Origin of the sequence: Roseovarius sp. MMSF_3281, assembly GCF_030733685.1 — a bacterium.
Taxonomy (GTDB): domain Bacteria; phylum Pseudomonadota; class Alphaproteobacteria; order Rhodobacterales; family Rhodobacteraceae; genus Roseovarius.
Map to the genome: position 1 here is coordinate 33,553 of NZ_JASHIM010000014.1, position 24,318 is coordinate 57,870.

The 24,318-nt window shown below is 63.1% G+C and carries 22 protein-coding genes; 8 read left to right on the plus strand and 14 right to left on the minus strand.

The genetic code is table 11. From position 1 onward, the window contains the following. The first annotated feature begins 39 nt into the window (after positions 1-39). The 4 genes from RBB32_RS13535 (at position 40) to eno (ending at position 3,704) form a co-directional block, all read left to right on the plus strand. A complete protein-coding gene (locus RBB32_RS13535) occupies positions 40-468 on the plus strand; it encodes a Fur family transcriptional regulator (RefSeq protein WP_306153316.1) in 429 nt (142 codons plus the stop codon). Beyond that, the gene (locus tag RBB32_RS13540; protein WP_306153318.1) at positions 465-1,376 is read left to right on the plus strand and encodes a cation diffusion facilitator family transporter; all 912 of its coding nucleotides are present in this window, start codon (positions 465-467) and stop codon (positions 1,374-1,376) included. The genes RBB32_RS13535 and RBB32_RS13540 overlap by 4 nt, the downstream gene beginning before the upstream one ends. Positions 1,377-1,444: 68 nt before the next feature. Then, entirely contained in the window at positions 1,445-2,338 is an 894-nt protein-coding gene (locus RBB32_RS13545; protein ID WP_306153321.1) for a DMT family transporter, read from the plus strand. 88 nt (positions 2,339-2,426) lie between these two features. Then, a complete protein-coding gene (eno, locus tag RBB32_RS13550; RefSeq protein WP_306153323.1) occupies positions 2,427-3,704 on the plus strand; it encodes a phosphopyruvate hydratase in 1,278 nt (425 codons plus the stop codon). Positions 3,705-3,864: 160 nt separating this feature from the next. Here eno and RBB32_RS13555 read toward each other — a convergent pair whose 3' ends face one another. Beyond that, positions 3,865-4,143 (minus strand): glycine zipper 2TM domain-containing protein, encoded by a 279-nt coding sequence (locus RBB32_RS13555; RefSeq protein ID WP_306153325.1) that lies wholly within the window; start codon positions 4,141-4,143, stop codon positions 3,865-3,867. A 264-nt stretch (positions 4,144-4,407) separates the two neighbouring features. Between RBB32_RS13555 and RBB32_RS13560 the strand changes: the two genes are divergently transcribed. Next, positions 4,408-4,959, plus strand: coding sequence for a fasciclin domain-containing protein (locus RBB32_RS13560; RefSeq protein WP_371931061.1), 552 nt, complete (start codon positions 4,408-4,410; stop codon positions 4,957-4,959). 278 nt (positions 4,960-5,237) lie between these two features. Here the strand turns inward: RBB32_RS13560 and pgi are convergent, their stop codons facing one another. From pgi to zwf, 3 genes are read right to left on the minus strand one after another with little or no spacing between them, the layout of a single operon-like run. Continuing rightward, a complete protein-coding gene (gene pgi, locus RBB32_RS13565; protein ID WP_306153329.1) occupies positions 5,238-6,839 on the minus strand; it encodes a glucose-6-phosphate isomerase in 1,602 nt (533 codons plus the stop codon). Positions 6,840-6,849: 10 nt separating this feature from the next. After that, positions 6,850-7,521 carry a 6-phosphogluconolactonase gene (pgl, locus tag RBB32_RS13570; protein WP_306153332.1) on the minus strand — a complete coding sequence of 224 codons (672 nt, stop codon included), beginning with the start codon at positions 7,519-7,521 and terminating at the stop codon, positions 6,850-6,852. Further along, a complete protein-coding gene (zwf, locus tag RBB32_RS13575; protein ID WP_306153334.1) occupies positions 7,518-8,972 on the minus strand; it encodes a glucose-6-phosphate dehydrogenase in 1,455 nt (484 codons plus the stop codon). The genes pgl and zwf overlap by 4 nt, the downstream gene beginning before the upstream one ends. A gap of 165 nt (positions 8,973-9,137) precedes the next feature. Between zwf and RBB32_RS13580 the strand changes: the two genes are divergently transcribed. Together RBB32_RS13580 and RBB32_RS13585 are read left to right on the plus strand one after the other, a co-directional pair. Then, the gene (locus RBB32_RS13580; RefSeq protein ID WP_306153337.1) at positions 9,138-10,082 is read left to right on the plus strand and encodes a radical SAM protein; all 945 of its coding nucleotides are present in this window, start codon (positions 9,138-9,140) and stop codon (positions 10,080-10,082) included. Between the two features lie 42 nt (positions 10,083-10,124). Beyond that, on the plus strand, positions 10,125-11,306 hold the full coding sequence (locus RBB32_RS13585; protein ID WP_306153339.1) for an NAD(P)/FAD-dependent oxidoreductase: 1,182 nt from the start codon (positions 10,125-10,127) through the stop codon (positions 11,304-11,306). A 69-nt stretch (positions 11,307-11,375) separates the two neighbouring features. Here RBB32_RS13585 and murD read toward each other — a convergent pair whose 3' ends face one another. The 10 genes from murD to RBB32_RS13635 form a co-directional block, all read right to left on the minus strand. Next, a complete protein-coding gene (gene murD / locus RBB32_RS13590) occupies positions 11,376-12,782 on the minus strand; it encodes a UDP-N-acetylmuramoyl-L-alanine--D-glutamate ligase (RefSeq protein WP_306153341.1) in 1,407 nt (468 codons plus the stop codon). A 186-nt stretch (positions 12,783-12,968) separates the two neighbouring features. After that, complete coding sequence (mraY, locus tag RBB32_RS13595; protein ID WP_306153343.1) at positions 12,969-14,090, minus strand: phospho-N-acetylmuramoyl-pentapeptide-transferase; 1,122 nt, start codon at positions 14,088-14,090, stop codon at positions 12,969-12,971. Then, positions 14,090-15,538, minus strand: a complete 1,449-nt coding sequence (murF, locus tag RBB32_RS13600) for a UDP-N-acetylmuramoyl-tripeptide--D-alanyl-D-alanine ligase (protein WP_306153346.1) — start codon at positions 15,536-15,538, stop codon at positions 14,090-14,092. Before murF ends, mraY begins: the two co-directional genes overlap by 1 nt. Next, complete coding sequence (locus tag RBB32_RS13605; protein WP_306153348.1) at positions 15,535-17,037, minus strand: UDP-N-acetylmuramoyl-L-alanyl-D-glutamate--2,6-diaminopimelate ligase; 1,503 nt, start codon at positions 17,035-17,037, stop codon at positions 15,535-15,537. The genes murF and RBB32_RS13605 overlap by 4 nt, the downstream gene beginning before the upstream one ends. A 20-nt stretch (positions 17,038-17,057) precedes the next feature. Beyond that, complete coding sequence (locus RBB32_RS13610) at positions 17,058-18,842, minus strand: penicillin-binding protein 2 (protein WP_306153350.1); 1,785 nt, start codon at positions 18,840-18,842, stop codon at positions 17,058-17,060. Next, complete coding sequence (locus RBB32_RS13615) at positions 18,839-19,189, minus strand: cell division protein FtsL (RefSeq protein ID WP_306153353.1); 351 nt, start codon at positions 19,187-19,189, stop codon at positions 18,839-18,841. Before RBB32_RS13615 ends, RBB32_RS13610 begins: the two co-directional genes overlap by 4 nt. Beyond that, positions 19,189-20,181 (minus strand): 16S rRNA (cytosine(1402)-N(4))-methyltransferase RsmH, encoded by a 993-nt coding sequence (rsmH, locus tag RBB32_RS13620; RefSeq protein ID WP_306153355.1) that lies wholly within the window; start codon positions 20,179-20,181, stop codon positions 19,189-19,191. Before rsmH ends, RBB32_RS13615 begins: the two co-directional genes overlap by 1 nt. 3 nt (positions 20,182-20,184) lie before the next feature. Next, a complete protein-coding gene (gene mraZ, locus RBB32_RS13625) occupies positions 20,185-20,688 on the minus strand; it encodes a division/cell wall cluster transcriptional repressor MraZ (protein WP_306153357.1) in 504 nt (167 codons plus the stop codon). A 788-nt stretch (positions 20,689-21,476) separates the two neighbouring features. Beyond that, on the minus strand, positions 21,477-21,995 hold the full coding sequence (locus RBB32_RS13630; protein ID WP_306153359.1) for a GNAT family N-acetyltransferase: 519 nt from the start codon (positions 21,993-21,995) through the stop codon (positions 21,477-21,479). A gap of 89 nt (positions 21,996-22,084) precedes the next feature. Next, on the minus strand, positions 22,085-22,501 hold the full coding sequence (locus RBB32_RS13635; RefSeq protein WP_306153361.1) for a universal stress protein: 417 nt from the start codon (positions 22,499-22,501) through the stop codon (positions 22,085-22,087). 268 nt (positions 22,502-22,769) lie between these two features. Between RBB32_RS13635 and RBB32_RS13640 the strand changes: the two genes are divergently transcribed. Then, a complete protein-coding gene (locus tag RBB32_RS13640; RefSeq protein ID WP_306153363.1) occupies positions 22,770-24,227 on the plus strand; it encodes a DUF2235 domain-containing protein in 1,458 nt (485 codons plus the stop codon). Positions 24,228-24,318 lie beyond the last annotated feature (91 nt).

Below are 24,318 nucleotides of genomic sequence, written 5' to 3' on the forward strand. Positions count from 1 at the left end.
AAAGCTATCCAACGGCCCACGAGAGCCAAGGGGGCGCGCATGTCCGACACCATCACCGACCGTTGCGAGGCCAAGGGCCTGCGCATGACAGGCCAACGCCGCACCATCGCCTCGGTATTGCAGGATTCCGACGACCACCCCGATGTCGAGGAACTCTATGCCCGCGCCGCAGCGCGCGACCCCAAGATTTCCATCGCGACGGTCTATCGCACGGTGAAACTGTTCGAAGAGGCGGGAATCCTGGAAAAGCTTGAATTCGGCGACGGGCGCGCGCGCTATGAAGATGCCGAACGCGACCACCACGACCACCTCATCGACATGCACTCGGGCGAGGTGATCGAATTTGTCGACCCCGAGATCGAAGCGCTACAGGAAAAGATCGCCGCGAAACTTGGGTATAAACTCATCGGTCACCGGCTGGAGCTTTACGGCGTGCCGCTGACCCCCGCGAAAAGATCGGACGGATGAGCACCTCCCCCGCGCCCCGCCTCATGCGGCTTGCCATAGGCAGTGTTGCGGTTGGTCTTGGGGTTCTCGCACTCAAGGCGGTGGCTTGGCAACTGACCGGCTCGATCGCGCTGATGTCGGATGCGCTCGAAAGTCTCGTGAACGTGGCGACCGCTCTGGCCGTGATCGTCGCCCTCCACGTGGCGCATCGCCCGGCAGATGAAAACCACCCCTACGGACACCACAAGGCGGAATTCTTTTCTGCGGTCCTCGAAGGGGTCCTGATCGTCATCGCCGCCCTGCTGATCCTTCGCGAAGCCTATGCCGGGCTCATGACACCACGCGCCCTTGATGCACCGGTGACAGGTCTGGCACTCAATGCCGGTGCCAGCCTCATCAACGGGGCATGGGCGATCATCCTGATCCGCCATGGACGCCGCCACCGTTCGCCCGCCCTGGTGGCCGATGGCAAACACCTGATGACCGACGTGGTCTCGTCGGCCGGGGTTCTTGTGGGCTTTGTCCTTGCCTTTGCTTCTGGCTGGTGGTGGCTTGATCCGGTCATGGCCGCACTGGTCGCGCTCAATATCCTGTGGTCCGGCTGGACCGTCATCAAAGGCTCCCTGAGCGGGCTGATGGACGAGGCCGTTTCAGACGAGGAAATGGCGACCATCCGCCGGGTGATTTCCCTTGCCGCAAGCGACGATGAAGCCCTTGAAGCGCACGATCTGCGCACCCGCCACGCAGGGCAGGTCACGTTCATCGACTTCCATCTCGTGATGCCCGGAGAAACCACGGTCGAAGCCGCCCATACCCTCTGCGACCGGATTGAGGCCGCGCTCATGGAAACCCTGCCCGACGCCCGGGTCACCATTCATGTTGAACCTGAACACAAGGCAAAGCATAGCGGCATTGTGGTACTGTCATAGCCCTGTTGCTTCCTTGGGCAACTGACCTGCGCTAACACGAACCGACACGCTGACAAGAAAGCCCTGATATGGAAAACCTTCGCGGAAGCGCCCTGATGGTGCTGGCCATGGCCGGCTTTGCGCTTGAGGATATGTTCATCAAACGCCTGTCCGGGGATATCTCGGTGGGGCAGATCCTGATCATGCTGGGCACCGGCGGCGCGGTGATCTTCGCGCTTGGCGCATTGTCGCGCGGGCATCGGCTTTGGTCGCGCGACCTGATCACGCGGCCCGTGCTGCTGCGCAACCTCGGGGAATTGATCGGGACCTTGGGATTCGTCACCGCCATTGCCCTCACACCGCTGTCCTCCGCCTCGGCGATCCTGCAAGCCACGCCTTTGGCGGTCACCCTCGGCGCGGCGGTTTTCCTTGGCGAAGACGTCGGCTGGCGCCGTTGGAGCGCGATTCTCGTGGGGTTCTGCGGCGTCTTGATGGTGATCCGGCCGGGACTGGAGGGATTCGAACCCGCCTCGCTTTTCGCCGTGCAGGCCGTCATCGGCCTTGCCCTGCGCGATCTGGCCACCCGCGCCGTGCCGCGCACGGTCACTTCCCTGCAACTGTCGTCTTACGGCTTTGCCACGATCGTTCCCGCCGGGGCGCTCATCCTCTGGATCACCGGTGATCCGGTTGCCCCCTCCCCGGCCAACTGGCGCGACATCGCCTTTGCCCTGCTTATCGGGGTGGCCGCCTATTATGCCATCGTCGCCGCCATGCGCGTGGGCGAAGTCAGTTTTGTCACCCCTTTTCGCTATACCCGCCTGATTTTTGCCCTGATCATCGCCGTGCTGGTCTTTGACGAACAACCCGATGCTTTCACCCTTATCGGTGCGGGTGTCATCATCGCTTCGGGCCTCTACACCCTGATCCGCGAACGCAACCTGCGCCGCCGCGCCCGAATTGTTAGCGCTAGATCGTCGAATTAAGCCGGTTTAGCGCAACCAGTCACGTTCCCATTCCCAAATAGACTTGCTATGGCACCCCCAACCATTTCCAAGTCCGAGGACGACACCCATGAGCATCATTATCGACATCCACGCCCGCGAAATCCTTGACAGCCGGGGCAACCCCACGGTCGAGGTGGACGTGATCCTCGAAGACGGCACCATGGGCCGCGCCGCCGTGCCCTCGGGGGCCTCCACCGGCGCGCATGAGGCCGTGGAACGCCGCGACGGCGACAAGGCCCGTTACCTTGGCAAAGGCGTGCTTGAGGCCGTCGCCGCCGTCAACGGCGAGATCGCCGAAGAACTGGTGGGCATGGACGCCACCGAACAGGTCAGCGTCGACCAGGCGATGATCGAACTTGACGGCACCCCCAACAAGGGCCGCCTTGGGGCCAACGCCATCCTCGGCGTCAGCCTTGCCGTGGCCAAGGCCGCCGCCGATTTCACCACCCAACCGCTGTTCCGCTATGTCGGCGGCACTTCGGCCCGTGTCCTGCCGGTGCCGATGATGAACATCATCAACGGCGGCGAACACGCCGATAACCCCATCGACATCCAGGAATTCATGATCATGCCGGTCAGCGCGGCCAATATCCGCGAGGCCGTCCGCATGGGCGCCGAGGTCTTCCATACGCTGAAGAAAGAACTTTCCACCGCGGGCCTTTCCACCGGCATCGGCGACGAAGGCGGCTTTGCACCGAACCTGTCCTCGACCCGCGAGGCGCTCGATTTCATCCTGAAATCCATCGAGAAAGCCGGTTACAAACCGGGCGAAGACATCTATCTCGCCCTCGATTGCGCCGCGACCGAATACTACAAGGGCGGCAAGTACGAGCTGTCGGGCGAAGGCAAATCGCTGACCTCGGAAGAAAACGTCGATTACCTCAAGGCGCTGGTCAACGACTACCCGATCATCTCGATCGAAGACGGCATGTCCGAAGACGACTGGGAGGGCTGGAAGCTTCTGACCGACGCCATCGGCGACAAGGTGCAGCTTGTGGGCGATGACCTGTTCGTCACCAACCCGGCCCGGCTGGCCGATGGCATCGCCAAGGGCGCGGGCAACTCCATGCTGGTCAAGGTCAACCAGATCGGCAGCCTCACCGAAACGCTGAAAGCCGTGGATATGGCTCACCGCGCGCGGATGACCAATGTCATGTCGCACCGCTCGGGCGAAACCGAGGATGCCACCATCGCCGATCTCGCGGTGGCCACCAACTGCGGACAGATCAAAACCGGGTCGCTGGCACGCTCGGACCGGCTGGCGAAATACAACCAGTTGATCCGCATCGAGGAAGTGCTGGGCGAAACCGCCCAATACGCGGGCCGCTCGATCCTGCGCAGCTAGAGCGTTTCCAGTTTACCTTGAATCAAAGGGCATCACCAATATCCCGAGAAGGCCGTAGGCCTGGCAGGGTATTGGTGATGCAACAATAACGGGAAACGCTTTAACCCATAAAAAAACGGGGCGCATTCGACATGCGCCCCGTTCCTTGTTCAAAGGTGCCTTAGCTTGGGCAAGGCGCACGATAATAGGTGCCATCGCCACGGGCATAGGCACAGGTGTTATTGTTCTGGTTCTGCGCCACGACAGTGCCCGCCGCAGCCCCGCCAAGCGCGGAAATCAGGCGCCAATCGTCATCGGCCCCCAAGGCATCGGCGGTAATCAGACCGGCAGCAGCGCCACCTGCGGCCCCGGCCACGGTGCGTGCCTCTGACGACATGTTCTCACAGGCCCCCAATGTCAGGGCAGAAAAGCCAGCGGCGAAAAGCATCCAAAGTTTCATCGTCTCTCCTTTCCGCGACGCGACGCGTGCCATGCACCCGCCGGGCGCGCATTGAATTGGATCACACCGCATAAACGTCAGGCCACGGGCCTTTGTTCCATAAAGATTTCCTCTTTTCCCAGATCGGCAATTTCCCGCCCAGACCCCGGGCGCCTGCCCTTCGGGAAAATATTCCACGCGCGGGTGAAACTTTTTCCCACCGGGTCACGTGGCTTCGCTGTAAGCCCCGCAAATTCGGGGGGCATTCACACAGGAGATATGATGATGAAACTGAAACTTTCCCTCGCCTTCCTCGCGGCAACCGCCATTGGGTCCACCGCCGCACTGGCCGAAAACCCCATGGTCGGCGGCGCCCCGATGTTCGAAAACAAGACCATCGTGGAAAACGCCGTGAATTCCGAAGACCACACCACGCTGGTCGCCGCCGTCAAGGCCGCCGGTCTTGTCGATACGCTGAATTCCGAAGGGCCGTTTACCGTCTTTGCCCCGGTCAACGCCGCCTTCGGCGCGCTTCCCGACGGCACTGTCGACAACCTGCTGAAGCCGGAAAACAAATCCACGCTGCAAAAGGTTCTGACCGCCCATGTGGTCGCCGGGGATTGGTCGGCGGCGGCGATTGCCGCACAGGCCAACAACAGCCCCGATGGCTTTTACCACTTCAACGCCGTGTCGGGCGATGCCCTTTCGGCCCAGGTCAAAGGCGGCAATGTCTATATCTTTGACGAATCCGGCAATGCCGCGCGGGTGACGATCGCCGATGTCGATCAATCCAACGGCGTGATCCACGTGGTGAACAAGGTGCTGTTGCCCAAGTAACCCCCGGCAAAAGGTTACCTGAGCGGAAGTGTTGCCCCCGTTCTACCCAGTGGGTCCGCTCAGGTGCGCCCGGCCCCATATCGCATGCCTCGATCCCCGATGCATGCCCCTGTCGATGGGGCCGGGCCGTTTTCCGGCAAGGTCATGGCTTGCGGTTTGAGGGGCTTTGCCCCTCGGCCTGCGGCCTCACCCCAGGGTATTTCGACCAGGAAAAAACCCGGCGCCCCGCCGGGCCGACGGCACCAAGGCCTCACTGAAAAGGATTTTCAGTCAATGCGTTAGCCGCGATTGGCGCGGATGAATCCCACCAGTTGCGCGGTTGATCCATCCTTGCCCGTGGTGTCGCCGCTTTCCAGGACGGGTTCGATTTCCTTGGCCAGAACCTTGCCCAGTTCCACGCCCCATTGATCAAAGGAATTGATGCCCAGCATCACCCCCTCGACGAAGACCCGATGCTCATAAAGCGCCACGATCTGCCCCAAGCGGTGCGGTGTCAGCTTGTCGTAGACAAGGGTGGTCGAGGGCCGGTTCCCCGGAAAGACCCGGTGCGCCGCCTGCCGCTCCAATTCCTTGCCGGTAAACCCCTGTTCCGCCATCAGCGCACGCGCGTCCTCGATGCTGCGGCCACGCATCAAGGCTTCGGATTGCGCCAGGCAATTGGCCACCAGCAAGACGTGATGATGCGCCTGGTCCGGCTCGTGGCCCCGGGCTGCCACCATGAATTCGCACGGCACGACCTGGGTGCCTTGGTGGATCAGTTGATAAAACGCGTGCTGACCGTTGGTGCCGGGTTCGCCCCAGACCACCGGCCCCGACGGCACGGTCAGCGGCTCGCCCGCCATGTTCACCCGCTTGCCGTTGCTTTCCATCTCCAATTGCTGGAAATAGGCGGGCAAGCGGCCAAGCCTTTGATCATAGGGCAAAACGGCGCGTGTCGGATATCCGCATCCCTGATGGTGCCAAAGCCCGACAAGCGCCAGAAGAACCGGCATGTTTTCGGCCAAGGGCGCCTTGCGGAAATGGCTGTCCATCGCCTGCGCGCCCTTCAGCATCTCACGAAACCGTTCCGGCCCGATCGCGATCATGATCGACAGGCCAATCGGCCCCCACATCGAATAGCGCCCGCCGACCCAATCGGCGAACCCGAACACCCGCTCGGGCGCGATCCCGAAATCGGCCACCTTGTCGTCCGCCGTGGACAGCGCCACGAACTGCGCGCCGGGGGCCTTGACCGCCCCCGCCATCCAGTTCCGCGCGGTTTCGGCGTTGGTCATGGTCTCAATGGTAGCAAAGCTTTTCGAGGCCACGATCACCAGGGTCGTTTCAGGGTCAAGCCCCGCAAGGCAGTCGGCGATATCCGCCCCGTCCACGTTCGAAACAAAGTGGCATCGCGGCCCGTCGTGATAGGGCGAAAGCGCCCGTGTCGCCATTTCCGGCCCAAGATGAGACCCGCCAATGCCGATATTGACCACATCGGTGATCGCCCCGCCCTGCCCCTGGAACGCTCCGCGCCTTACATCCGCGGCAAACCGTTCCATCCGCGCCAGTACGCCCATGATCTCGGGCATCACATCCCGGCCCTCGACCAGCACCGGCGCGCCGTCGAGATTGCGCAGCGCGGTATGCAACACCGCGCGCCCTTCGGTTTCGTTGATGGCCTGCCCGGCGAACATGGCGTCCCGCCGTGACGCCACCCCGCAGGCCTCCGCCCAATCCAAAAGCGCGCGGCGCCCCTCGGGCGGGATCGGCGTTTTGGAGTAGTCGAAAAGCATCCCGTCGCAGGATACCGAGAACCCCTCGGCCCGTGCCGGATCATCTTCAAACAGCGTCTTGATATCGCCCTTCGCGGCCTGCGCCAGCTTTCTTACACACTCGATCATAACCAAACCGTCACTTGCACCAATACACGTTCATATCCTCCAGAATCGCGCGCACCGGGGCCTGTGACGCGGGCAGGGTCTGTGCGCGGTCCAGGGCCGCCCGCTTGGCCGACCCGGTGATGACCAAATGCTTCGACATCGCATCGTTCAACACCCGCGCCGACAGCGTGACCCGTGGTTCGGGCGCACCGGGCGCGCGCATCGGCACCAAGACCGGCGCGTCCTTGCTCAAGGCCATATCGAGGTTGTCCGCCCCCGGAAAGAGCGACGCGGTGTGCATATCCTCGCCCATGCCCAGCAACAAAACGGCAATCGGCAACCGCGGCAGGATATAGGATTCGACCTCGGCCAAAACCGCCTCGGGGGTTTCGGCGCGGGCATAAAGCGGCAGGTAATTCGCCTTGGCCGCCCGCCCCACCAAAAGCCGCTCACGGATCATCCGGGTGTTCGACCGGACATGAACCTCGGGCACCCACCGCTCATCGCTCAGCATGACGTCGACCCGGCTCCAATCCAGATCGGCGTCGCAAAGGTCGTCGAAAACCGGCCCCGGGCTCGACCCGCCCGGCACCACGAACAGCGCCCGGTCCTCGTGTTTCAGGGTCGCCCGCAACTCACCCGCCAGGCGGTTGGCAAGGTCGATGGCTAGCATTTCGTCGTCGGCATACTCGATCAAATTCATGGCTTAATCTCCCGCCAATGGCGTCCGTCGCGATGAATCAGGGCAAGCGCCTCGTCCGGCCCCGAACTGCCCGATGCGTAAGGCAAGGGGGACGTGCCCCGCGTCTCCCATCCGGCAATGATCGGATCGGCCCAGGCCCAGGCCTCCTCGACTTCGTCATCGCGCATGAACAGGGTTTGATTGCCCCGGATCACATCCATGATCAACCTCTCATAAGCATCCGGAAAATCCGCGTCATCCGGACCCAAGGCCTCGGCAAAGGTCATGTCCAAAGGCACGTCGATCAAACGCATCCCGCCCGGCCCGGGTTCCTTGATCGTCACGCCCAGTTCAATTCCCTCGTTGGGTTGCAAGCGAATGGTCAGGATATTGGCGTGCCGGCCGGCCTCGGCCCCGAAAATCGAATGCGGCGCATCCTTGAAGATCACGGCAATCTCACTGGCCCGCGCCTTCAGGCGCTTGCCCGTGCGCAGGTAAAACGGCGTCCCCGCCCAGCGCCAGTTGCTGATATGCGCCTTCAATGCCACGAAGCTTTCCGTCGTGCTGTCAGGGTTTTCCACCTGCTCGCGATAGCCCGGCGCCTCGGCGCTTGCCTCGTACTGGCCGCGCACGACGTCCTCCGGCTCCACCGGGTCAAGCGCCCGGATCACCTTCAGCTTCTCGTCGCGCACCGGGTCGGGCTCGAACTTGGCGGGCGGTTCCATCGCGATCAGGCAGAAAAGCTGCATCAGGTGGTTTTGCATCATGTCCCGCATGGCCCCGGCGCGATCATAATAATCGCCGCGCCCGCCCACACCCACGCTCTCGGCCACGGTGATCTGGATATGATCCACGTATTGGCCGTTCCACAGCGGTTCGAACAGGGTATTGCCAAAACGGATCGCCATCAGGTTCTGAACCGTTTCCTTCCCAAGATAATGGTCGATCCGGTAAATCTGATGTTCATGGAAATGCTTGGCCAGCGTTGCGTTCAGGGCCTTCGCGGTCTCCAGGTCGCGGCCAAAGGGCTTTTCCACGACGATCCGGCTATCATGGTCGGCCATGCCGTGCTTGTGCAGCCGCTCGGCCAGTTCCCCGAACAACCGCGGCCCGACCGAGAAATAAAACGCCCTTACCCGGTCCGAACTCACCTCATCGGCCAAATCCGCCCAGCCCGAGGTGCCCAGGGCATCGACGACAACGTATCCCAAACGCCCAAGGAACGCGTCCAAAGCCTCGTGATCACGGGCCGAAACCGGGTCGAACTCCTCGATCGCCTCGCGCACCAGGGCGCGGTATCCTTCAACGTCCAGGTCGCTGCGCGCCGCCCCGATCACGCGTGATTCCTCGCCCATCTGGCCCGCGCGAAAGCGCCGGAACAGGCCCGGCAAGATCTTGCGCCGCGCCAGGTCGCCAGTTCCGCCGAATATGACAAGGTCGAACGGGTCAACCGGAATGACGCGCGATACCATGGTGAAACTCCTGCCTATGCGCCTTACCCCAACCCGGGCCACGCCTCGGGCGCAAGTCTAGCATGCCACGACACGTTCACAATGGTGTCAGCCTCACGGCACAACGCTTTCTTTCCCGCGCCCCCAAGGCTAGGTGACGGTAACAGGCCAAGCACAGAGGAGCCTATGAAGGATAGCGTCGCCAATATCGGTAAGTTCCAGGACCCACGGCACACCGCCGATGGCAGTGACCGCGCCAGCGTCGCCTTGTCCAAACCCGAAACGCTTTGGTTCAACACCGGCACCCTGTGCAATATCACCTGTGCCAATTGCTATATCGAAAGCTCGCCCACCAACGACGCGCTGGTCTACCTGACCGAAGCCGAGGTTACCGACTACCTCGATCAAGTCGCCGAACGCGGCTGGCCGATCCACGAAATCGGCTTCACCGGCGGCGAGCCGTTCATGAACCCCCAAATGATCGGCATGGCGCGTGCCGCCCTCGCGCGCGGCTACGAGGTGCTGATCCTCACCAATGCCATGCGCCCGATGATGCGCGGCCGCGTGCAAAAGGGGTTGCAAGACCTGGTCGCCGATTATGGCAAGAAGCTTACCCTGCGTATCTCGGTCGATCATTGGTCCGAGGGAAACCACGACACCGAGCGCGGCAAAGGCACCTTCGCGCGCACCATCGAGGGCATGCAATGGCTGCGCGATGCAGGTATCCGCATGGCCGTCGCAGGCCGCACCGTCTGGGGCGAGGATGACGCCACGGGCCGCCAGGGCTATGCCGATCTCTTCGCCACGCATGGCTTTGACATTGACGCCTTCAACCCCGCCGAAACCGTGCTTTTCCCCGAAATGGACGAAAGCATCGAAGTCCCCGAGATCACGACGCAATGTTGGGATATCTTGGGCAAATCCCCCGACAGCGTGATGTGCGCCTCCTCGCGCATGGTGGTCAAGCGCAAGGGCGCCGAAAAGCCCGCCGTTCTGGCCTGCACCCTTCTGCCCTACGCGCCCGAGTTCGAACTGGGCGAAACCCTCGCCGAGGCCGAGCGCGATGTCCCCCTCAACCACCCGCATTGCGCCAAGTTCTGCGTCCTCGGCGGGGCCAGTTGTTCGGGCTAAGCCCGCTTGACGCGCCCGCCCTCTTGGGGCATCGCCTGCGCCATGCAGATCACAACCCTCATCCTTGGCGCGGGCGCCGCCGGCATGATGTGCGCAGCCCACGCAGGCCCCGGCACAGTGGTCATCGACCACGCCAAACGCCCGGGTGAGAAAATCCGCATCTCCGGCGGCGGGCGGTGCAATTTCACCAATATGTACACCGAACCGGCCAATTTCCTGGGGCAAAACAGGCATTTCCACAAATCCGCCCTCGCGCGCTACACGCAGTGGGATTTTATCGACCTCGTGGCGCGCAACGGCATCGCCTATCACGAGAAAACGCTGGGACAGCTTTTTTGCGATGGCAAATCTACCCAGATCATCGAGATGCTGCGCGCAGAGATGGCGCAGGCCGGGGCCGACCTCTGGCTTGACTGCACCCTGGCCGACCTTGGCCACGACGGCACGCATTTCACCGCCACGCTGGATCACGCCGGCACCCGCAAGACTGTCACCGCGGAAAACCTCGTGCTGGCCACGGGCGGCAAATCCATCCCCAAGATGGGCGCCACCGGGCTGGCCTATGACATCGCCCGCCGGTTCGGCCATGACATCACCGAAACCCGCCCCGCCTTGGTGCCGCTCACCTTCTCCGACCAACGCTTTGCGCCGCTTTCGGGCACCGCCGCCCCGGCGCGCGTGTCGAACGCCCGAACCGGCTTTGACGAGGCGGTGCTTTTCACCCACCGGGGCCTTTCGGGCCCGGCGATCCTGCAAATCTCCTCCTACTGGCGCGAGGGCGAAGAGATCGAGATCGACCTTGCCCCCGATGGCCGCCTCTTTGATGCGCTCAAGGCACAACGCCAGGCCCAGGGCCGCCGCAACCTGACCACCGAACTGGCGCAACACCTGCCCGCCCGCCTGGTCGAGCATGTCGCGCAAGAGATTGACCTGACAGGCAACCTTGCCGATCAATCCGACGCGCGCCTGGCCGAGATCACCGAAGGTTTGCGCCACTGGCGGCTCAAACCCACGGGCTGCGAAGGCTACCGCACCGCCGAGGTCACCTTGGGCGGCATCGACACAGATGGGCTATCGTCCAAAACCATGATGTCCAAAACCCTACCCGGCCTCTATGCCATCGGCGAGGCGGTGGATGTCACCGGCTGGCTCGGGGGCTACAACTTCCAATGGGCCTGGTCGTCGGGTTGGGCGGCGGGCACGGCGATCCGCGAATCCTCCTAAGCCCTTCTTCTTTTTGCAAATATCCCGGGGTGAGTTGAAAATCCCATTTTCAACGAGGGGCAGCGCCCCTCATGTCGGCCCGATATGCCGTGTCACCTGCTCGATGAAATCCTCGCCGCGTTTCTCGAAACTGTCGTACTGGTCGAAACTCGCCGCCGCCGGGGCCAAAAGCACGGTCTCGCCCGGTTGCGCCTCCTCCACGGCGCGGGCCACGGCAGCCTCCATCGTGGTGCAGACCTCGGCCTCGATCCCCTCCAGCCCAAGGGAAAACTGCGCCGCCTCGCGCCCGATGACATAGGCCTTCACAACATGCTCCAGCCCCGGGGCCAGCCCGGCAAGGCCGCCATCCTTTGCCAGCCCGCCACAGATCCAGCGGACATTCTCGAAGGCCAAAAGCGCCTTGAGCGCGGAATCCACATTGGTGGCCTTGCTGTCGTTGACAAAACTCACCCCGTCCTTTTCCCCGATCCGCTGGCTGCGATGCGGCAAGCCCGCGAATGAATGGAACGCACGTTCGATAACCTTGGGCGCAAGGCCAAGCGTGCGGCAGGCCGCATAGGCGGCACAGGCGTTCTGGTGGTTATGCGCGCCGGGCAAGCCCTTGACCTCCCGCAGGTCGATCGAGCCCGCCTGCTTGCCCTTGCGGTATTCCGACAAAAAGCCCTTGCGCGCAAAAACCATCCACCCCGGCCCCGTCAGTTTGCCCTTGGCCGAGACCCGGATCACCCGGTCATCGCCGCGCCCTTCGGCCAGTTGCCCGGCCAGGAAAAGGCCCTCGTCCTCGTCCACGCCGATCACGGCACGGTCCGGCCCGCCCTCGGCAAAAAGCCTGCGCTTGGCGGCGAAATAGCCGCCCAAACCGCCGTGCCGATCCAGGTGGTCGGGCGTCAGGTTGGTGAAAACCGCCACGTCAGGGGTCAGCGCGCGGGCCAGTTCGGTCTGGTAACTGCTGAGTTCCAGAACCACGACGCCGCCGTCCCCCGGCGGATCGATATCCAGAACCCCGCGACCGATGTTGCCGGCCAGTTGCACGTCCCGGCCGACCTCTTCCAGAATATGGTGGATAAGGGCGGACGTGGTGGATTTTCCATTGCTTCCCGTGACGCCGATCACCTTGGGCGGTTGGTCGAAATTGGCCCATTCCGCGCCCGCGAAGGACCGAAAGAACAACCCGATGTCATTGTCCACCGGCACCCCGGCACGCAAGGCCGCCGCGACCACCTTGTTCGGCGCGGGGTAAAGATGCGGAATACCGGGCGACACGATCAGGCTTGCCACCTCGTCAAAGGCCCCGTCTCGCGACAGGTCCTTGATCTCGAATCCCTCTTCGCTGGCCATTTCTTGGGCAGCGGGGTTATCATCCCAGGCCAGAACACGCGCCCCCCCGGCCCGCAGGGCGCGCGCCGCCGAAAGGCCCGAACGCCCCAAGCCCAACACCGCGACAACCGCGCCTTCGAATCCCCGAACTGGAATCATGCCCTGCCCCCGTCTTTCATCATGGCGCACCCTGCCCCGTGCGGGCGGGCCTTGCAAGACGGGGCCGCGCGCGAAACCCGGGCGGGGTTTTCCATGACCATGGCCCGGCGCAACGCCCCGGCCGCGCAAACGGGCCCGAAATCTTCAAAAGATTTCGGACCGATGTCTTTTCAAGACATCGGCACCCTAGCGTACCTTCAGTGTCGCCAGCCCGATAAGCGCGAGGATCAGCGCGATGATCCAGAAGCGGATCACGATCTGCGGCTCGGCCCAGCCCTTCTTTTCGTAATGGTGGTGGATCGGCGCCATCAGGAAAACGCGCTTGCCGGTGCGTTTGAAGTAAAAGACCTGGATGATGACCGAAAGCGCCTCGGCCACGAACAGCCCGCCGATGATCCCCAGAACGATCTCGTGCTTGGTGGCCACGGCAATCGCGCCCAAAGCCCCGCCCAGTGCAAGCGACCCTGTATCGCCCATGAAAACGGCGGCGGGCGGCGCGTTGTACCACAAAAAGCCAAGCCCGCCCCCGGCCAGTCCCGCAACGAAGATCAGGATCTCGCCGGTGCCGGGCACGTAATGCACGTCAAGGTAATCGGTAAAATCGACCCGCCCCACCGTATAGGCAATGACCCCGAGCGCGCCAGCGGCGATCATAACCGGCATGATGGCCAAACCGTCCAACCCATCGGTCAAGTTCACGGCATTGGCCGCGCCGACCACCACGAACATCGCAAAGGGAATGAAAAACCACCCAAGGTTCACCAGCGTATCCTTGAACACCGGGAAAGCCACCCGACCCGACAGTGGGTCGTAATCCTCGACCCGCGCGGCAAGGGCAACGTCGTTCACGCCATGCAGGTACATCGCCCAATAGGCCGCGACCGCGGCAATGGCAAAGCCAAGACCAAGGCGCACCTTGCCCGACACTCCCGCCACATTGCCCTTGGAGACCTTGGCATAGTCATCGGCGAACCCGATCAAACCAAAGGCCAGCGTCACGAAAAGCACCATCCAGACAAACCCATTGTCCAGCCGCGCCCAGAAAATCGTCGAGGTCAAAAGCGCCCCGACGATCAACAGCCCCCCCATGGTCGGCGTGCCGGACTTGGCGAAATGGGTTTCCGGGCCGTCATCGCGAATGGGCTGCCCCTTGCCCTGCCGCTTGCGCAACACGTTGATCAGCGGCGGGCCGAAGATGAAGCCGAAAAACAGCGCCGTCATAAAGGCCCCGCCCGCGCGAAAGGTGATGTAGCGGAAAAGGTTGAAGAAATCGCCACCATCCGAGAGGGCGGTCAGCCAATACAGCATTACGTAGTCCTTTTGTCTTCGGCCAGATCGCGGCCCACCCGGCGCAGGGCCTCCACCACAAGGCTGACGCGGCTTCCCTTCGATCCCTTGACCAACACAACGTCGCCTGCGTCGACCAGTTTATGCGCTTTATCGGCCAAGTCCCGCGCGCTGTCTACATGGGCACCGCGCAGCGCCTCGGGAAGGGCCCGGTACAGCGCCTCCATGCGCGGGCCCGCGCAATGCACCACGTCAAGCGCCGCCATATGCGGCAATTGGGCCAACCCGGCATGAATGGCCGCTTCCTCCTCGCCCAGTTCAAGCATATCGCCCAGGATGGCAATCCGCCGCCCCTTCGAGACACGCCCGACCCCGTCGCGCGGGGTCGCGGCGGCCAACACCTCCAAAGAGGCCGCCATCGAGGTGGGGTTGGCGTTGAAGGCATCGTCGATCAGGTCGAATGCCAGATCCTCGTCGTCATGGTCCAGCGCGATCACCTCGCGGGTGCCGCGCCCGGCGGGGGGCTGCCAGCGGGCAAGGTCCATCGCCGCCCGCACCGGATCGGCGCCAAGCGCTCCGACCGCGGCCAGCGTGGCAAGGCCGTTCATGGCGAAATGCCGCCCCGGCGTGGATATCTTGAAAAGCTGCGGCCCCTCCGGAAGCTCGGCCTTGACCACGGTGGTCTGATCGCTCAGGCGCACCTCCAACAGGCGATACTGGCAGTCCGCGCAGGCCCCGAAGCGTGCCACCGGCCCGCCGCTGGCCAATGCCGCGTCTTCAATGGTGCGCACAAGGTTGCTGTCCAGATCGCCGTTGAAAATGCAGGTGCCGCCCTCTTCCAGCCCCTCGAAGATCGCCGATTTCTCGATCGCGATACCGTTGAGATCGTCAAATGCCTCAAGATGGGCGGCGGCGACGGTGGTGATCATCGCCACATGCGGCCGCGCCATGCGCGACAGCGGGGCAATCTCGCCGGGATGGTTCATGCCGATCTCGATCACGGCATATTCCGTATCCACGGGCATCCGCGCCAGCGTCAGGGGCACGCCCCAATGGTTGTTATAGCTGGCCTCGGCGGCGTGGGTCTTGCCCTGCTGGGACAGCACATCGCGCAGCATTTCCTTGGTCGAGGTTTTCCCGACCGAGCCTGTCACGGCCACCACACGCGCCTGCGTGCGGGCGCGGGCAGCGCGGCCCAGATCCCCAAGCGCCCCAAGCACGTCATCGACGATCAAAAGCGGCGCGTCCTCGGCCACAGCTTCGGGGATATGGCTGACCAAGGCGGCGGCTGCGCCTTTTTCCAAGGCTTGGGCCACGAAATCATGGCCGTCGCGGGCGTCCTTCAAGGCCACGAACAGATCCCCGGGCGCAATCGTGCGGGTGTCGATGGACACGCCCGAGGCCTGCCAATCGCGGGTTGCGCGCCCGCCCGTGGCCTTCGCCGCGTCCTGCGAGGTCCAAAGCATCATGCAAGCCCCCCATCCAGCGCCGAGACCGCGACGCTGGCCTGCTCGCTGTCGTCAAACGGGAATACATCGTCGCCCACGATCTGGCCGGTTTCATGCCCCTTGCCGCAAATCAACAGCGCATCCCCCGGCCCCAGCATATCAACGCCGCGCAGGATGGCTTCGGCCCGGTCGCCCACTTCCGTGGCTCTATCGGCACACCCCGCCCCGGCAATGCCCTCCATCACGGCGGCGCGGATTTGGCCCGGGGCTTCGCTGCGCGGGTTGTCGTCGGTGACGATCACAAGATCGGCGTTTTCCGCCGCCGCACGGCCCATCAACGGGCGCTTGGCGGTGTCACGGTCCCCGCCCGCGCCCACGATGGCCACAAGCCGGCCCATCACATGCGGGCGCAACGCCGACAGCGCCGTGGCCACGGCATCGGGGGTATGGGCATAATCCACGAACACCGCCGCCCCGTTCGACCGCGTCGCGGCAAGCTGCATCCGGCCCTTGACGGTGCGCATCCGCGGCAGGGTCTCGAACACCTCCTGCGCATCCGCCCCGGCCCCGATCACCAGACCGGCGGCCAACAGCACGTTTTCCGCCTGGAACCCGCCAATCAGCGGCAGGCGCACCTGTTGCACCCGGCCTTTCCAGTCAAAGCGCAATTCCTGCCCCGTGGCTTCGAACCGCTGTGCCTGTAGCTGCAGATCACAGCCCGGCGCGCGGCCCACGGTGATCAGGTCTTGGCCCCGCGCGCGGGCAATCTCGGACACCCGCGCCACCGCCGGATCATCCATGTTGAGAACGGCCACGCCATCCTCGGGCAGCACCCGGTCAAACAGGCCCGCCTTGGCGTTGAAATAAGCCTCGAAACTTGCGTGATAATCTAGGTGATCCTGCGTGAAATTGGTAAAGCCCGCCGCCTGGATGCGCACCCCGTCAAGGCGCCCCTGATCCAGACCATGGCTCGACGCTTCCATCGCGGCATGGGTCACGCCCTCGGCCTCGGCGGCCGCCAGCACCCGGTGCAGGATGATGGGATCGGGCGTGGTATGGGCCAGCGGCGCCTCGAACGCGCCTTCGACCCCGGTGGTGCCAAGGTTGATGGCGTCAAAGCCCATCTCGGCCCAGATCTGGCGGCAAAAGCTGCTGACCGAGGTCTTGCCGTTGGTGCCGGTCACCGCGACCATCACCTCGGGCTGCGCGCAGAACCAAAGGGCCGCGCAATAGGCCAGCGTCTGGCGCGGGTCTTCGGCCACGATCAGCGCGGCGTCACTGAGGTTCAGGAACTCGGCGGCGATCAGCGCGCCCTTGGCATCGGTCAGGATCGCGCCCGCCCCCATGCGCAAGGCATACTGGATGAACTCGCCGCCATGCACCCGGGTGCCGGGCAGCGCCGCGAAAAGATACCCATCCTTCACCTCGCGGCTGTCCACGGCCAGGCCGGTCACCGGGGCCTGCCGCCCGCCCTTGGCCGTCAGGCCCAGTTCCGCCAGTGATTTCACCTGCCCCACCATCACACCCCGCCCTGCATGGCTCAATTCGACGTAAGCGTTATACCAGCCAGTTCGCCGGGTTCAATCTCGGGCCGCAACCCCAGAAGCGGCGCGATACGACGGATGATCTCGGCGGCGACGGGTACGGCGGTCCACCCGGCGGTCCGGCGCGGTTCATCGCCACTGGTTTCCACCGGCTCGTCCAAAGTGACCACAAGAACATATTTCGGGTCATGCGCGGGGAAGACGCTGGCGAAGGTGGCGATCACCTTGTCGTCGTAATAGCCGCCGCCGCGTTCCTTGGGCTTGTCGGCGGTGCCCGTTTTGCCCCCCACGGCATAGCCCGGAACCTCGCCAAAGCTGGCGGTGCCTTCGCTGACCACCTTGCGCAGCATGGTCAGGGATTTCTGCGCGCTTGCCCGCGACAGGACACGCGGCCCGGTGGCCGGGCCTTCCTGCTTCAGAAGCGTCGGCACCACCCGGTTGCCGCCATTGGCCAGCGTGGCATAACCCGCCGCCAGGTGCAGCGGGCTGCTCGACAGCCCGTGACCATAGGAAATGGTCATCGTCGACAGTTCCGACCAATTGGGCGGAAGCAAAGGCTTGCCGCCTTCGGCCTCGACGATCTCAAGCGGAGTGGGTTCGAAAAACCCAAGGCTTTCAAGGAATTGCTGTTGCCGCGTCGCGCCGATCATCTGGGCGATACGCGCCGTCCCGATGTTCGAGGATTTGACGATCACCTTGGTGGTCGACAGTTCCGACCCGTAGTTGCGGAAATCGCGAATCCGGTACTTGCCCCAACGCAGCGGGCCCTTGGTGTCGATCATGGTCTCGGGGCTCACAAGGCCAAGTTCCATGGCCTGTGCCACGGCAAAGATCTTGAAGGTCGACCCAAGCTCGTAAACCCCCTGCACCGCGCGGTTGAAAAGCGGGCTGTCGCTGGGGTTGCCCGTCGTCGGCGGCCGGGGCCGGTCGTTGGGGTCGAAATCGGGCAGCGAGGCGATGGAAATCACCTCGCCGGTTTTGACATCCATCAGGACCGCCGCCGCGCCCTTGGCATTCATCAGGCTCATGCCGCCGTGCAACACCTGCTCGGTCGCCGCCTGCACCGACAGGTCCAGCGACAGTTCAAGCGGCTTGTGCCCAAGCGCCGGGTTGCGCAGGCGCTCGTCAAAGAATTTCTCGATCCCCGCGACGCCGATCACTTCCGCCGCATGCACCCCTTCGCGGCCAAAGCTGGCCCCGCCCAGAACATGGGCCGCCAGCTTGCCGTTGGGATAAAGCCGCATCTCGCGCGGGCCGAACAAAAGCCCCGGCTCACCGATATCATGCACCGCCTGTTTCTGCTCGGGGCTGAGTTTTTTCTTGACCCACAGGAATTTACGCTTGCCGGTAAAATCCTTGAGCAGGCGCTCTTCCTTGAGGTCAGGGAAGATTTTCGCCAGCTCACGCGCCGCGCGCTCGGGCTCGATCATCTGCGGCGGTTGGGCATAAAGGCTGTGGGTTTCAAAGTTGGTCGCCAGGATTCGGCCCTTGCGATCCACGATATCGGCGCGTTGCGCCAATATCTGTGCCCCGGCCACGGATGTGCGCGGCTCGGCCGGTTCGGAATGGGCCAGAACACCCATCCGCCCGCCGATCACGGCAAAGGCACAGGTGAACATCACGCCCAGCACCAAAAGTCGGCCCTCGGCGCGCTTGCGGGCACGGTCGCGCATCTGCTCATGCCGGATGCGGATATTCTCACGCTCGATGGCATCGGGGTTTTCGCCCTTGGCGCGGGCCTCAAGGATACGCGCCAGCGGGCGCAGCGGTGTGCGGATCATTGCGCGGCCTCCTCATTCATGTTCGAAACATCCACGGGGTTCAAAATCGGCAGCTTGTCATCCTCGGGAAAGGCCACCTGGTCAATCCGGCCGAATTGGTAGGGTTGCAGCGGCAAAAGGCCCAGCTTGTCGAAATTCAGATCCGCCAGATCGCGCAACCGGTCGGGCCGGTTGAGGTACGCCCATTCGGCATTGAGCACCCGAAGGCGTTGCCTTGCATTGGAAATCTGGCGCTGAAGGCGCTCGGCCTCGGCCTGTGCCTCTTGCGTTTCATAGTTTTCGCGATAGGCCCAGAAGGCAAGGCCGATGACCATCATCGCAGAAAGGATGTAAAACAGGCTGCGCATTATCTGTCCCCCTTGAGAAGCGGCATGCCCATGGCTTTGCGGTCGGACGTGCCGGGCGCGGCATCGGTCCGGGTGGCCACGCGCAGCTTGGCACTGCGCGCGCGCGGGTTCTCGGCCAGTTCCTCGGCATCCGGGCCGATGGCCTTTTTCGATTTCAACGTGAACTGCGGATCGGGCTTTTCGATCTGCGGGGCGTGGCGGCTGCCGCCCCCGCCACCGCCCGACCGCGCGGTCAGGAAACGTTTCACCATCCGGTCCTCGATCGAATGGAAGGTGACCACGGCCAGTTTCCCACCGGGCCTCAAAGCCCGCTCGGCGGCCTCCAAACCGGCCAGCAATTCACCGTATTCATCGTTCACCGCGATACGGATCGCCTGAAAACTGCGGGTGGCGGCATGGGCCTGCCCCGGCTTGGAGCGAGGCAGACATTTTTCAATGATATCGGCCAGTTGCAGGGTTGTTTCAATCCGCGCCTCGGCACGGGCACGGCCAATGGCGCGGGCAATCCGGCGGCTCGCGCGCTCCTCGCCATAAAGAAACAGGATATCGGCCAGTTCACCCTCGGGCGTGTCGTTCACCAGATCGGCGGCCGTTGGCCCCTCCTGGCTCATGCGCATGTCCAGCGGGCCGTCCTTCATGAAGGAAAAGCCACGCTCGGCCTGATCCAATTGCATCGAGGACACGCCCAGATCAAGCACCACGCCATCCACGCCCCCGGCATGGTCATCCATGTTGGAAAAGGTATCGCGCACCAGCGTCAGGCGCGCGCCATACTCCGCACCCCAATCCTCGGCGATCTGCAAGGCCAGCGGGTCACGGTCAATCCCGATCACGCGCTCGGCCCCGGCCTCCAGCAATCCACGGGTATAGCCGCCCGCGCCAAGCGTGCCGTCGATCCAAACGCCAGACACGGGCGAAACCGCCTGCAACAGGGGGCGCAGCAAGACGGGGATATGCGGGTCAGCGTCGGGGGCTTTGGCAGCGGCAGCCATCCGTCAGTCCCCTTTCGCCCCATCCAGGAAGACCAGCGGATCGAAATCCTCGGGCAGTTCGTCCAGCCACTCCTCGGTCTTGGCCAGTTCTTCCTCTTCATAGGTCTCGGGCTTCCAGATCTGGAACGTATCGCCCGCGGCGATGAAAAACGCCTCTCCCTCAAGGCCGATCTTCTGACGCAGCTTGGCGGGCAGCACCAGCCGCCCGGTCTCATCGACATTGGTGGGGTAGCTCTGGCCGTGAAACAGCCGTTGCAGCATTTTCCGCTCCATGGAGCCACGCGGCAAAGCGTCGATCTTGTCATCGACTTCCTCGATGGCCGCCATGGTATAGCATTCAAGGTAATTGCGGCGGTGATCGCCGTAAACGATCACAAGCTCGGGCGCGTCGCCCGGGGTCCAGTTGGGATCGGAGGATTCAAGCACACGGCGAAAAGAGGCCGGGATCGACACCCTGCCCTTCGTGTCCACCTTGTGGTGGCTCTCGCCTCTGAACCTGCGAACCACTGTCCCGTCCGCCCTTTTTGTTGGTGCCGATGGAAATCACCGGGCCTTAAACGAAACGACGGATTGAGCTGCTGCCACTGCCCAATCCGCCGCCCTCGTCCCGCCTTGCGGGTAGTCCAGCTGCGCGCGCCACCTGGGGGGATGTCTGCTCGCCCGCGCGCCGGATCTCTTCGTTTCGATGAAAGCGGGTGCCTGTATGAAACCTGACTTTGGGGATTTTGTTTCGGGGTCTTTTTAGCGCCCCTTTGTTCCCGTCCTCATCGTGTTATTAGGGATGCCATGGGATTTCATGGAAATCAATAACTTTTCGGGGGAATTTGGCACAACACCTTGTTCTGGCACCCCCTGAAAAACAAGATGATGTGGTAAATTCGGGCTTTTTAGCGCAGAACTTAGCGAACGCTTGGAAAATTAACACAACATATAGTGTTACCCGCAGAGTCCAAAAAAGTTCCCACGATTTCCCGTATTTTTTGGAAACATGCCCGAATTATCCCAGGAATTCGCAAGTATTGCGCCGGTGAATCACGAAAACACCCCGCGATTCAAGGAATGATTCGTCATCAAACCCGCATGTCGGGCCGGAATCCTGCCACGTCCCATGCTTTCCCACGGGGATGTCCCATGGTTTCCCACGGGATGTCCCGTACCGTCCCAAATCCTGAAAAAGGGTCCTAAAGCGTTCCGCCTTTAACCTGAGGCATCAGCTAAAGGCGGAACGCGTACAACGATTGAGTGGAGCACTGCGTTTCGCGAAAATCTGTGATTCAGGTTTTTCGCGAAACGCTTTAGTCGCCCTGCCCGTCCGACAGCCATTTATACATCACCCGCGCATCCACCAGCCCCTCGTCGGGGTGGTTAAACGCGCCGGGCAACCGGCCCACGGTGTCAAAGCCCATCTTCTCCCACAGGGCAATGGCGCCGGTGTTGGTTTCGACGACAAGGTTGTATTGCATCGCCAGATAGCCAAGCTTCACGGCCTCATCCTGACTATGGGCACACATCGCGCGGGCAATGCCCTGCCCGCGCGCCGAAGGGGCCACCATGTACCCGCAATTGCAGACATGCGCCCCGCCGCCCGCGTGGTTTGTCTTGATGTAATAGGTGCCAAGGATACCGCCCTCGCCCTCGGCCACGTAACAGGCGCGCGGGATATCCATCCACATTTCAAGCGCGCGGTCCCGCGTCATACCCGGATCAATGGCATAGGTATCGCCCGCGCGGATCACTTCGCGCAAGATCGGCCAAAGCGCCTCGGCATCCTCTGGCCGCGCGGCACGTATTTCAAACTTTGCTGTGCTGCTCACCTGCTCCCCCCCGGATCGGCCCGAGGGTACAGGGTAAACCGATGCGCCGCCACGGACAAGCCACAGGGCGCATCGGGAAAGGGTTGACGTTAGGTCCGCACAACCATGACCGAACATTTCGCATGTTCGGCGATCTTGCCACCATTCGACGGCCAGACATAATCCATCAGGTTCGGCATATGGCTTTGCATGACCACCAGGTCGGCCCCGGTGGTGCCAATCGCCTTCATCAAGGCATCGTCCACATCCGCGCTTGGATCATGGCTGAGGACCGCATCCGCCGTGGCCTCGATCCCGTGCTTGCCGGCCTGCTCCTCGGCAAAGGCACGCAGCTTGTCGCCATATTCCTCGGGCGTATGGGCCAAGCTGCTGGGCGAGGGCGAAGTCACCCCTACGTAATGCACCTGGGCGCCGTAATGCTTGGCCAGATCGGCACTCACCTGAAGCGCATGCTCCAGATCGTCCAGATGGCGCAAATCAACCGGCGTCATGATCGTCTTGAACATTCTGTTCCCTCCTGTTGCGCGCACCGCCTGCCCCTGAACCGGCCCGTTGGCCCGGACCCCGCAGGCAGTCGCCACGTAGCGGGGGCCTGCGGCGGTTCCACAGGATGCCCCGTTGCAACCACGGTAACGCGGCCTTGCCCAGAAAATCAATCGACCACGTCGCTTTTGCGACAGGTCGCGACATGACGGCTCCCGCTTGCGCGGGCGGCACACCGCATGCAAAGCTTCCCGGACAGCTTGGCATGCGTTCATTCCAAAAGATCACATCATGGCAGATTTTTCCCGTCCCCCCCGCCGCCCCTTCCTCCTTGCGGGCCTCCTGTGCCTCTTGGCGGCCTGCGGCGGCGGCATCACCCGCAACTTCACCCCCGCAAGCGATCCCGCCCCGCACAGCGCCAGCGCCCCCGCGCATAGCGGGCCGAAAACCGTTGTCCTGATGCTCGATGGCACCGGCAATGACCTCAACAGCGTGACCAACCTTGGACGGCTGCACCAACTGGTGACATTGCAAAACCGCCGCGATCTGTCGGTCTTCTACACCTCGGGCGTGGGCGCCGACCGCACTGGCCCCCTGGGGCTGGCCACGGGCCTTGGCTTTCGCAAGGATGTCGAGGCCGCCTATGGCTTTCTTGCGGATCATTTCGAGCCGGGCACAGACAAGCTCCACCTTTACGGCTATTCGCGCGGGTCCTATGCCGCCCGCGCCTTGGCGGGCTTCGTACACTCCGTGGGCCTGCTGGACCTGTCGCAGTTCGACCAACCCGGGGGCGGCTATGATCCCGACCTCACCCGCCAGCGGCACGAATTCCTCTCGGCCATGTTCACCGCCTACAAGTTCCCGCCCGGCCACCTGCGCCAAAGCGCCTGCGGCACCCACGACAAGCACCTTCGCGATATCTGCATGCGCCGTGCCGCCACCGCACATGTCCGCAAACGCTGGAACGTGCCGTTACGCGCGCATCATTCGCAGGTCGCCTTCGACGTGGTGGGCCTTTGGGACACGATCGAGGTGCTGGGCCTTTCCAATGCCAGGGATGACGCGGACGCCGTCAATCCGCGCTACTCCGATCAAATCTGCAATATGAAAAAGGTGCTGCACGCGGTCTCGCTCGATGACACCCGCGCCACCACCTATACCCCCGTCCTGATGACACGGAACCACCTGATCCGCGATTGCAAAGACCCCGGAAATCGCCCCTTCGACAAGGTCGAAGAGGTCTGGTTCGCGGGGGCCCATGGCGATGTCGGTGGCAGCTACGCACAGGGCGCCTTGGGGGGCATATCGCTCAACTGGATGCTGCGGGAAACCGCCGGTCTGGGCGTCGGCGGCAACTCGATCTACCCCGACGGGGCCGAGGTGTATCAACACCAACTCGATATCGTCCATGACACCGAGCGCATGAACCGCGGCTTTCAACTGATTTTCTCACGCAACCTGCGCAACATCGCGGGCTATCTTGCCCCCTGCAAAACCGATGGCAAGACGGACCCGGACAAAAGGTTCTGCGGCAGCGGCGTGCCCCATTTCAAAATCCACCCCAGCGCCGTGGCCCGCGCCAAGGCCGATGCGGTGATCTCCGCCGATCTGCGCCGCAAACCCTCGGGTCAGCCGCCTCGCGTCCTCAAAAAGAAAGAGCAAAACCTCGCCACCTGCATCGCCGCTCTGGACACAAAAGAGGGGCCGGCCGAGACCTGCCCGCCCCTCAAGATCTGGACACCCGATTAAAGCGTTTCGCGAAAAACCTGAAACACAGATTTTCGCGAAATGCAGTGCTCGGCTCAATCGTGGCGCGCGTTCCGCCTTTCGCTGATGCATC

Excerpts from the sequence above, each read along its gene's own strand:
- murD (WP_306153341.1), bottom strand. The coding sequence starts at position 12,782 with ATGATTCCAGTTCGGGGATTCGAAGGCGCGGTTGTCGCGGTGTTGGGC.
- murF (WP_306153346.1), bottom strand. The coding sequence starts at position 15,538 with ATGATGCTTTGGACCTCGCAGGACGCGGCGAAGGCCACGGGCGGGCGC.
- eno (WP_306153323.1), top strand. The coding sequence starts at position 2,427 with ATGAGCATCATTATCGACATCCACGCCCGCGAAATCCTTGACAGCCGG.
- RBB32_RS13560 (WP_371931061.1), top strand. The coding sequence starts at position 4,408 with ATGAAACTGAAACTTTCCCTCGCCTTCCTCGCGGCAACCGCCATTGGG.
- RBB32_RS13610 (WP_306153350.1), bottom strand. The coding sequence starts at position 18,842 with ATGATCCGCACACCGCTGCGCCCGCTGGCGCGTATCCTTGAGGCCCGC.
- mraY (WP_306153343.1), bottom strand. The coding sequence starts at position 14,090 with ATGCTGTATTGGCTGACCGCCCTCTCGGATGGTGGCGATTTCTTCAAC.
- RBB32_RS13545 (WP_306153321.1), top strand. The coding sequence starts at position 1,445 with ATGGAAAACCTTCGCGGAAGCGCCCTGATGGTGCTGGCCATGGCCGGC.
- RBB32_RS13585 (WP_306153339.1), top strand. The coding sequence starts at position 10,125 with ATGCAGATCACAACCCTCATCCTTGGCGCGGGCGCCGCCGGCATGATG.
- RBB32_RS13540 (WP_306153318.1), top strand. The coding sequence starts at position 465 with ATGAGCACCTCCCCCGCGCCCCGCCTCATGCGGCTTGCCATAGGCAGT.
- RBB32_RS13635 (WP_306153361.1), bottom strand. The coding sequence starts at position 22,501 with ATGTTCAAGACGATCATGACGCCGGTTGATTTGCGCCATCTGGACGAT.
- RBB32_RS13605 (WP_306153348.1), bottom strand. The coding sequence starts at position 17,037 with ATGGTGGGGCAGGTGAAATCACTGGCGGAACTGGGCCTGACGGCCAAG.
- pgl (WP_306153332.1), bottom strand. The coding sequence starts at position 7,521 with ATGAATTTGATCGAGTATGCCGACGACGAAATGCTAGCCATCGACCTT.
- pgi (WP_306153329.1), bottom strand. The coding sequence starts at position 6,839 with ATGATCGAGTGTGTAAGAAAGCTGGCGCAGGCCGCGAAGGGCGATATC.
- zwf (WP_306153334.1), bottom strand. The coding sequence starts at position 8,972 with ATGGTATCGCGCGTCATTCCGGTTGACCCGTTCGACCTTGTCATATTC.
- RBB32_RS13555 (WP_306153325.1), bottom strand. The coding sequence starts at position 4,143 with ATGAAACTTTGGATGCTTTTCGCCGCTGGCTTTTCTGCCCTGACATTG.
- rsmH (WP_306153355.1), bottom strand. The coding sequence starts at position 20,181 with ATGGCTGCCGCTGCCAAAGCCCCCGACGCTGACCCGCATATCCCCGTC.
- RBB32_RS13535 (WP_306153316.1), top strand. The coding sequence starts at position 40 with ATGTCCGACACCATCACCGACCGTTGCGAGGCCAAGGGCCTGCGCATG.
- RBB32_RS13615 (WP_306153353.1), bottom strand. The coding sequence starts at position 19,189 with ATGCGCAGCCTGTTTTACATCCTTTCTGCGATGATGGTCATCGGCCTT.
- RBB32_RS13640 (WP_306153363.1), top strand. The coding sequence starts at position 22,770 with ATGGCAGATTTTTCCCGTCCCCCCCGCCGCCCCTTCCTCCTTGCGGGC.
- RBB32_RS13580 (WP_306153337.1), top strand. The coding sequence starts at position 9,138 with ATGAAGGATAGCGTCGCCAATATCGGTAAGTTCCAGGACCCACGGCAC.